The organism is Pseudomonas gebzensis, assembly GCF_034427815.1.
GTDB lineage: Bacteria > Pseudomonadota > Gammaproteobacteria > Pseudomonadales > Pseudomonadaceae > Aquipseudomonas.
Genome location: NZ_JAXQNS010000016.1, coordinates 1 through 9,121, shown reverse-complemented (window position 1 = coordinate 9,121; position 9,121 = coordinate 1). Strand labels below are relative to the sequence as shown.

At 61.2% G+C, this 9,121-nt stretch carries 4 protein-coding genes and 1 rRNA gene; 2 read left to right on the top strand and 3 right to left on the bottom strand.

Going from position 1 to position 9,121, the window contains the following annotated elements:
• The coding region (locus SJI00_RS22200) for an immunoglobulin-like domain-containing protein (protein WP_416221080.1) at positions 1-5,524 on the top strand (5,524 nt) is incomplete at its 5' end.
• A 123-nt stretch (positions 5,525-5,647) separates the two neighbouring features.
• Complete coding sequence (locus SJI00_RS22195; RefSeq protein WP_322463833.1) at positions 5,648-5,989, top strand: tryptophan synthase subunit beta; 342 nt, start codon at positions 5,648-5,650, stop codon at positions 5,987-5,989.
• Positions 5,990-6,053: 64 nt separating this feature from the next.
• Here SJI00_RS22195 and lapD read toward each other — a convergent pair whose 3' ends face one another.
• The 3 genes from lapD to rrf all read right to left on the bottom strand — a co-directional run bounded on the left by lapD (position 6,054) and on the right by rrf (position 9,062).
• Entirely contained in the window at positions 6,054-7,997 is a 1,944-nt protein-coding gene (gene lapD / locus SJI00_RS22190) for a cyclic di-GMP receptor LapD (RefSeq protein ID WP_322463832.1), read from the bottom strand.
• A 10-nt stretch (positions 7,998-8,007) separates the two neighbouring features.
• Positions 8,008-8,709 (bottom strand): cysteine protease LapG, encoded by a 702-nt coding sequence (gene lapG / locus SJI00_RS22185; protein ID WP_416221079.1) that lies wholly within the window; start codon positions 8,707-8,709, stop codon positions 8,008-8,010.
• A gap of 237 nt (positions 8,710-8,946) precedes the next feature.
• Positions 8,947-9,062, bottom strand: a 5S ribosomal RNA gene (gene rrf, locus SJI00_RS22180).
• Positions 9,063-9,121 lie beyond the last annotated feature (59 nt).

The window sequence follows — 9,121 nt, the reverse complement described above, 5'->3', positions numbered from 1 at the left end:
ATCCATCGTTTACACCGCTTCCGTCAGTGCTCCGGTTACCAACACTCCGGTCACCGTGAAACTCGCTAATGGCGAAACCATCACGATTGCGGTTGGCCAGAGCTCCGGGACTGTAACGACGGCGGTCAGCAACGACGTCTACGTCGGCCATGCAGCTGTGAATAACAGCATCGCCACCGTTTCCGGCGGCAGCTATGAAAACCTGGTGGCGAACCAGGGCGTTGTGACAACCACCGTCACCGACACGGTCGACACCTCAACTGTGACTCTGACCGCCACCCCATCGGTCGCCGAAGGCGACTCGATCGTCTACACCGCCAGCGTCAGTGCTCCGGTCACCAACACTCCGGTCACCGTGAAGCTCGCTAATGGCGAGACCATCACGATTGCGGTTGGCCAAAGCTCCGGCACTGTAACGACAGCAGTCACCAATGACGTCTACGTGGGCCATGACTCGGTCAGCAACAGCATCACCACCGTCTCGGGCGGCAACTACGAAAGCCTGGTGGCCAACAAAACTGCTGTCACCACAACTGTGACCGACACGGTCGACACTTCGACCGTAACGTTGACCGCTACTCCTTCGGTCGCAGAAGGCGGATCCATCGTTTACACCGCCAGCGTCAGTGCTCCGGTCACCAACACTCCGGTGACCGTGAAGCTCGCTAATGGCGAGACCATCACGATTGCGGTTGGCCAGAGCTCCGGCAATGTAACGACAGCCGTCAGCAACGACGTATACGTCGGCCATGATTCGGTCAGCAACAGCATCACTACCGTTTCCGGCGGCAACTACGAAAACCTGGTGGCCAACAAAACTGCTGTCACAACAACCGTAACCGACACCGTCGATACCTCGACCGTGACTCTGACTGCCACCCCATCGGTCGCAGAAGGCGGATCCATCGTCTACACCGCCAGCGTCAGCGCGCCGGTCACCAACACCCCGGTCACCGTGAAACTCGCCAACGGCGAGACCATCACTATCGCGGTTGGCCAAAGCTCCGGCACCGTCAGCACCCCGGTGACCAACGACGTTTACCTCGGCCATGACTCGGTCAGCAACAGCATCACCACCGTCTCGGGCGGCAATTACGAAAGCCTGGTGGCTAACAAGACCCCAGTGACCACTACCGTCACTGACACGGTCGACACCTCGACTGTGACATTGACCGCCGCACCATCGGTCGCCGAAGGCGGCTCCATCGTTTACACCGCCACCGTCACCGCTCCAGTCACCAACACCCCTGTGACGGTCAGACTCAACAACGGCGAAACCATCACCATCGCCGTCGGCCAGACGTCAGGTACCGTCAGCACCCCGGTGACCAACGACGTCTACGTCGGCCATGCTGCGGTGACCAATGGCATCAGCACAGTGTCGGGCGGCAGCTACGAAAACCTGGTGGCCAACAAGACGCCGATCACCACCACCGTCACCGATGTGCAGGACACCACCACCGTGAGCCTGAGCGCGACGCCGACCGTGGCCGAAGGCGGCGTGATCGTCTACACCGCGACGCTGAGCAACCCGGCTGGCACGCCTGTGACGGTTACGCTGAGCAATGGCCAGAGCATCACGATCGCGGCCAACCAGAGCACCGGTACCGTCACGGTCGCCGCACCTGCTGACAGCGTGTACCTCGACGCCACTACGGTCAGCGCCCAGATCAGCAAGGCCACAGGCGGTAATTTCGAAAACCTGGCGGTGGTCAGTACGCCAGCGGTGACGTCGGTCACCGATACGCTCAACAACACCACGCTGAGCATCACCGGCACGGCGCAGGTCGCCGAAGGCAACACCGCGACCTACACCCTGACCCTGAGCAACGCGCCGCAGACCGACGTTACCGTCAAGCTCAGCTACAGCGGTACGGCCACCAACGGTGCCGACTACACAGGCGTCGCTAGCGTGGTGATCAAGGCGGGCAGCACTTCGGCCACCTTCAACGTGCCGACCATCAAGGACAACATCACCGAAGGCACCGAGCAGTTCACGGTCAAGATCGACTCCGCCACAGGCGGCAACTTCGAGGGCCTGGTGGTCAATACCAGCGCGGGCAGCGTGACTACCCAGCTGTACGAACCTGCGCCGGTACTGGATCTGGACGCCAACGATTCCAGCGGCAAGACCGGCGGCGACTATCAAGTGACCTTCACCGAGAAACAGGCCGCTGGCGTGTCCATTGGTGATGTCGACACCACCATCACCGACTTCGACAGCCCGCAACTGGCCGGCGCGACCGTGACCCTGACCAACCGTCAGCCGGGCGATGTGCTGAACCTGGGCAACAGCGTCACCGGCATCACCATCAATGCCAACAGCACCGACGGCAAGATCGTGCTGACCTTGAGCGGTAACGCCTCGCTGGCCGACTACACCCAGGCCATCAAGAACATCACCTTCAACAATTCGAGCAGCGACCCGAGCACCACCCCGCGCATCATCACCGTGACGGTCACCGACGGCGTCAACGTCTCCAATACCGCCACCACCACGGTCAACGTGATCGCGGTCAACGACGCACCCGTCTCTGCCGGCGGCGCCGTTACCGGCGTCGAAGACACCGACCTGGTCCTGGCCTGGAGCAACTTCAACGTCACTGACGCCGACAGCCCCCTCTCCAGCCTGGGCGTGACCATCACCAAGCTGCCGGACCTGGGCAGCCTGAAGTACAACAACGGCACGGCCTGGGTCGATGTCAAAGTCGGCCAGACCATCAGCCAGGCCGATATCACCGCCGGCAAGCTGAAGTTCGTGCCGCTGGCCAACCAGTCCGGCGTCGATGCCTATGGCGGCACAGGCGTGGGCAATAAGCAGGCGGACTACGCGCAGGTCAAGTTCAAGCCAACCGACGGCGTGACCCCAGGCAGCGAGACCACGCTGAAGGTCGACATCACCCCCGTCGCCGACAAACCGACGCTGAATATCGGCACCAACAACGTCAACTCGCTGGGCCTGACCAAGGAAAGCTGGACCAGCCTCACGGGCCTGGGCAACAACGGAAATGGCATCACTGGCGACGCCCTGAAAACCGTGTTCGCCAACTCGGGCGCGGCCAACAAGAGCGAGTCGGTTACCAACGTGCAATCGGACGCCAACGTTGTCGCCCAAAGCGGTTCGAAAACCTCCGGGCTGATCTATCTGGAAGCCGGCAAGACCTACACCTTCAGCGGCGTCGCCGACGACAGCGTGCTGGTCACCATTGGCGGCAAGAACGTGGTCACGTCCACCTGGGGCGGCGGCGGTACGGTGTCGGGCAGCTACACGCCGACCACCAATGGCTACTACACGGTCGAGATCTACCACGCCAACCAGGCAGGCCCGGGCAGCTACGACATCAACGTCCAGGTGGGCAACGGCACGTCGGGCGACCTCAACAGCGCGACGATCCCGATGTACCAGAACGTCGCCGCGCTGACGAATGCGGGTGTCAGCGTCTCGGACCTGCATGGCAGCAGCGGCCAGGGCTATTACGACGGCTACAAGCTCAATGAAGGGCCTGAGAATGGCAGCGTCAAGCTGGTCAGCATCACCAGTGCATTGACCGACACCGACGGCTCCGAATCCCTGTCGGTCAAGCTCAGCGGTATTCCGGCAGGCTCGGTGGTGAGCGACAACGCTGGCCACAGCCTGACCGTAGGCGCAGCCGGAGTCGACGTCACTGGCTGGAACATGGCCAGCCTGGCGATCAAGCCGCCGGCGTACTACTACGGCCAGTTCGATGTGAAAGTGACCTCGCTCTCCAGCGAGAGCGTTGGCGGCAGCACCGCCACCACCGAGGGCACGCTGAAGGTCACTGTCTACCCAGACACCTACGCCACCTCCAACCTTGGCGCGGGCAGCGACATCGCATCAGGCACGCTCGCCAGCGACATCATCGTCTCGGATGTGACCGGCCTGCACGTTGTGGCCGGCAAGGACTACAACCTCGCCTTCGTCGTCGACACCTCCGGCAGCATGGGGCAGTCAGGCGTGGATGCGGCCCGCAGTTCAATGGAGTCGGTCTTCAAGACCCTGGCGGCAAGCGTGAAAGGCGACCTGTCCGGTACGGTGAACATCTTGCTGGTCGATTTCGCTACCCAGGTGAAAAGCACCGTGGCGGTCAAGCTCAACGATGCCGGCCTGCAGACCCTGCTCACGGCCCTGAAAACCCTGAGCTCCGACGGCGGCACCAACTACGAGGACGCTTTCAAGACCACGGCCAACTGGTTCCAGAACCTCAAGGATGCCGGCAGCGCGGGCACCAACCAGACCTTCTTCATCACCGACGGCCAGCCGACCTTCTACCAGACCGGCGAGCAGGGCAACCCGAACCTGGCGAACAGCTCCGTCAAGCTGGACACCTTCCTGGCCAACATCAACTACAAACAGGGCAACACGGTCAGCAACTACCAGCTCGACAACAACAACCGCGTTTCTATTGATAGCGGTGGCAATCTGGTTGCGCAAACGCGCACCTACGATTTCTGGTACGGGTACCGCTGGAGCAACGTCACCACCGGCATGGTCCGCGCCGAAGGCAATGGGGGCTATGAGCTGTCGAGCCGCGCCGGTACCGGCAACAGCACCAGTGACGCGACCTACAGCAACTCGCTCGAAAGCTACAAGATCCTCGCTGCACTGACCACCGTTGAAGCGATCGGCCTTGGCTCGGACGTCAAGGCCAGTGACTTGAAGCCATTCGACTCCGATGGCATCCCACAGAGCAACATCGACCCGAGCAAGCTCGCCGATGCCATTCTCGGCCATACCGAGGTGATTCAGCCGGGTAACGATCGGGTAGACGGGGGTGATGGCAATGACATCATCTTCGGTGACCTGGTGAGCTTCGATTCGATCCCGGGTTCCGGGGTGGAAGCGATCCAGAACTATGTGGCCAACAAGCTGGGGTTGGAGGCGGGAGATGTCGATCCGCGGATCATGCACCAGTACGTGTCCGAGCATTACACCGAGTTCGATGTATCGCGCAGCAGTGATGGCGACGACACGCTCATGGGCGGCGCAGGCAATGACATTCTGTTCGGCCAGGGCGGCAACGACACCCTCGACGGCGGCAAGGGCAATGACATCCTGCTCGGCGGCAGCGGTAACGACACCTTGTACGGTGGCGAAGGCAACGACATGCTGTTCGGCGGCAGCGGCAATGACGTGCTGGTCGGCGGCAAGGGTGACGACGTGCTGGTGGGCGGCGCTGGCGCCGACACCTTCGTCTGGAAAGCCGGTGACAGCGGCAACGACGTGATCAAGGACTTCAAGCCCAGCGAAGGGGATCGACTCGACCTCAGCGACCTTCTGCAAGGTGAAAAAGGCAGTACGATCGACAACTTCCTGAAGATCACCACGTTCGGTGGGGAATCGACCTTGCAAGTCAGCTCCGAAGGTAAGCTCAATGCTGCAGGTGGATTGGCCAATGCCGATGTATCGATCAAGCTCGAAGGCGTGAACTGGTCCAATACGTCCATCAACTCACTGATCAGCGGGGCAGACCCCACCATCAAGATCGACAACTCCAACAGCTGATCCGTGGCCCGCGGCCATTGGTCGCTGGCGTCACTCAGGTACAGGCAGGCGCGCAGCAACGATCGCAAAGCTTGCCTATGCTGCTTCCCACAACAAGGAATAATCGTGTCGAGGATTCACGCCATGTTCTACGTCCATCGCGACGAGCGGGGCAAGCTGCAGCAGGTACAGGCCGCCCCCTATGAGGGCCATACCGAAGAACTACCGGCCGACCATGCCGAGATTCAGGAGTGGTTTTCTGTCGATCCCCTGCAGAACGGCCTGAAGCAGCTCAAGCAGAGCGATCTGGACATGATCCGGGTTCTGGAGGATCTGATTGAGGTGCTGACCAGCAAAGGCGTGATCCGCCTGACCGACTTGCCACCCGGTGCGCAGGCCAAGCTGACCCAACGCAAAAAGACCCGTAAGGCGCTGGGCGGCCTGACGGACCTGATCGAGGAAGAGGCCGATAGCGGACTGATCTGAGGGGCTCACCTCTATGCAGCACCGCACCCGTCCAGCGCTCAAGCCGAACAGGTGCCGACACCGCCTATCGCCAGGGTGCAGGCTCGCCTGACAACTGCCCCTGAATGCCCTGCACACCCATCTCCTTGAGTACCCGCCATTCACCTTCGGTCTCGACCCGCTCAGCGATGAGCGGCACGTCGATGCTGTGCGCAGCGCGCTGAATGGCTTCGATAAACAGTTGCTTGTGTGGCTCGGTATCGATGTTGCGGATATAGCTGCCATCGATCTTCAGGTACGCCAGGCCGAGGTCGGCAAGGTTGCCGATCATGCTGAAGCGGCCACCAAAGCGCTGCAGTGCAACGGCAAAGCCCAGCGCATGCAGGCGTCGGGTCAGCTCTTCGAGCTTGGCTTGCTCGGGCAACTGCTCCTCGCCAATCTCGATGGTGAGGTAGCGCCCGGCAGCGCTGTTTCTGCCGAGCAGCTCGAAGACTCGCTGCAGGATCGCAGGATCGGTCAACGCCGCGCCGGACAGGTTCAGGGCCAATGGCTGGGGTTGCTCGCGAAGGTGCTTCAAAACGTTTTCAACGACCAGCAAGTCCAGGCGCGGCGTCCAGCCAAAACGCTCTAGCCACGGCAGGAAGCGGCCGGCGGCGAGTACTTCAGCGCCGTCGTCGAGCCTGGAAATGACCTTGTGATGCAGCACATGCTGCGGATCGTGCGCATCCACCACCGGCTGCAGGAAAAGCGCAAAGTGACCGTCACGCAGCGCGCTGTCGAGCCGTTCATGCCAGGCATGCTGGCTGTCGGCAGCCTGGGCCGACATGCCCTGTTCCAGGCACACCCAGCCAGGCTCAGGCTGGCTTTCCGCACGGGCCAGGGCCTCGTCGGCCAGCTTCAACAGTGCCTGTGGTGAGTCACCGGGGCTGTAGGGCGCGACGCCGATACACGCAATCGGGCTGATATCACTGGCGCCCGTAGCATGCAGATCCTGCAGGCTGAGCGTCAGGGCCTGGGCCAGGCGCACGGCATCCTCATGCACCATGCCCGGCGCAAGTACCGCAAACTCGCCGCCGCGGCTGCGGGTGATGAGGTCGTGGGTTTCCGGATAGCGCGCACAGGTACGTTGCAGTTGCTGACCCACGGCCTGCAACAGCTGGTCGGTGCGCTGCCCGCCGAGGCGCAGGTTCAGGCCGCTCAGATCCATCACGCGCAGCAGTAGCAGATAACCCGCGCGGGTCTCTTCCAGGTTGCTTACCTTGGCCGCGAGCTGCATCTCGAAGTAACGGCGGTTGGCCAGGCCTGTCAGGCTGTCCTGGTAGGACTCGGCATGCAGCTTCTCGCTGCGCTCGGCCTGCTCGGCGAACAGTGCCTTGAGTTTCTCGACCATCAGATTAGTGGCCAGCACCACCCGGCGTAGCTCAGGTGTGCGCGGTACCGGTGAGATGGTCACCAGCTCGCGCCTGGCGATGGCGTGAGACTGCGCGACCATGGCGTCCAGAGGGCGCAGCTGGCGCCGCAGTAGCAGAGCGCCGAGCACCGCACTGATCACACCGCACAGCAGCAGCCAGGCCAGGCTGCCCAAGGCGCTTTGCCAAAGCTTGGCCAAGGCAAACATCGGATGGCTCACCACTTCGACCCGCGCGGCCTGCTGCCAACCGCGACTGACGATGGCGTCACCGCCCTCCGCGCCCAGGCCAATCAGGCGCACGAACCAACGCGGTACTCCGGCGCTGTCAGGCTCGGCCTTTCGCTCGACCAGCACAGCGTTGGAATCGAGCTCAACCACCCGAATGCTGGCGTAGTAGCCACTGTCGAACAGCGAACTGACCACCAGCTCGGTCATTGCCGGGTCGTCGATGTTGGGGGTCAGCGACAGTGCCAATGCAGTGGCCGCATCCTGCGCATGCGAGCGCAGCTGATTCACATATTGGCTACGCGAGCTTTCCAGGCTGACGATGAAACTGCCGCTGAACGCAACCAGCAGAAACAGACAGATAGCCAGCAACAATTGTTTGAACAGAGACATCAGCGCTCCTTCAGTCGATCGAGTCGGCCGCGAATCCTTCGGCCTGCATTTTTTTCAACACATCCTGCCAACGTGACAAGCGCTTGGTATCACCTACCTTGCGATTACCTGAGGCACCTGGTAACCAGAGACCCTCAGCATTGAACGCGTACACCGGAACCAGATCGGTGCGTTGGCTCGCAGGCTTGATGGCATTCATCAGACTGTCCAGTACCAAGGGTTGTGCCTGTGGCGTTGAATAATAGGTGAGCACCATGTGCGCACGGTTCTGCCTTAAGGCTTTAACGTATGTGATGCGTAACTTCTCACTGGGGATGCCCATGTGCCGAAGGCTGAAGTACTTGGCGATGGCGTAGTCCTCACAGTCTCCGGCACCTTTGATCAGCGATTGCACAGGGGTCGCCCAGTAGTCGTTTTCATGCCACAGGTCGATGTCTTCGACATAGCGCAGTTGCTGGTTGAAAAAACTGTTTACCCGCTCCAACCGCTCCTGCTCGCTGCCTTGCCTGGCATTGAGCAAGGTCTGCCAGGCATCAACGCGCGCAGTACCATCGCCCAGTGGGCCGTACAGTGCCTCGGCCCGACGGCTGATCAGTGCGAAGTCCCAGTCCGCACGCAGACCGCCCAGCATCAGGCAGCCTAGCAATACGGCAAGGCCGCAACGCTGTGCGGCGAATGAGAGCATCCTGGTAATCGGCACCGGGGAATCCATTCAGATCAATCGAATGCAGCGATGGTGCGACTGGCCTCGCCAGAACACAATCGCACTTAGCCAGCATTGTTGCATTGATCGACTAACGGCGCAGTGCTCACTGAGTCAATCGGTGCCCAGTGGCAGACGCTACTCCAGGCCCGTCCCAAACGAGCGTTTAACCTGAGCGCTTTCAGCAGTGACCAGAAAAGACAAAACCCCTACCTGCATGCGCAGATAGGGGCTTTGCGAAATGAATCTTGACGATGACCTACTCTCACATGGGGAGACCCCACACTACCATCGGCGATGCATCGTTTCACTGCTGAGTTCGGGATGGGATCAGGTGGTTCCAATGCTCTATGATCGTCAAGAAATTCTGTGTGCGGGCCCGTCGAGAACACGTGCCTGCGAATCTCTATAGTTTCTACTT

Coding starts and splice junctions, on each gene's coding strand:
- SJI00_RS22195 (WP_322463833.1), top strand. CDS start 5,648: ATGTTCTACGTCCATCGCGACGAGCGGGGCAAGCTGCAGCAGGTACAG.
- lapD (WP_322463832.1), bottom strand. CDS start 7,997: ATGTCTCTGTTCAAACAATTGTTGCTGGCTATCTGTCTGTTTCTGCTG.
- lapG (WP_416221079.1), bottom strand. CDS start 8,709: ATGGATTCCCCGGTGCCGATTACCAGGATGCTCTCATTCGCCGCACAG.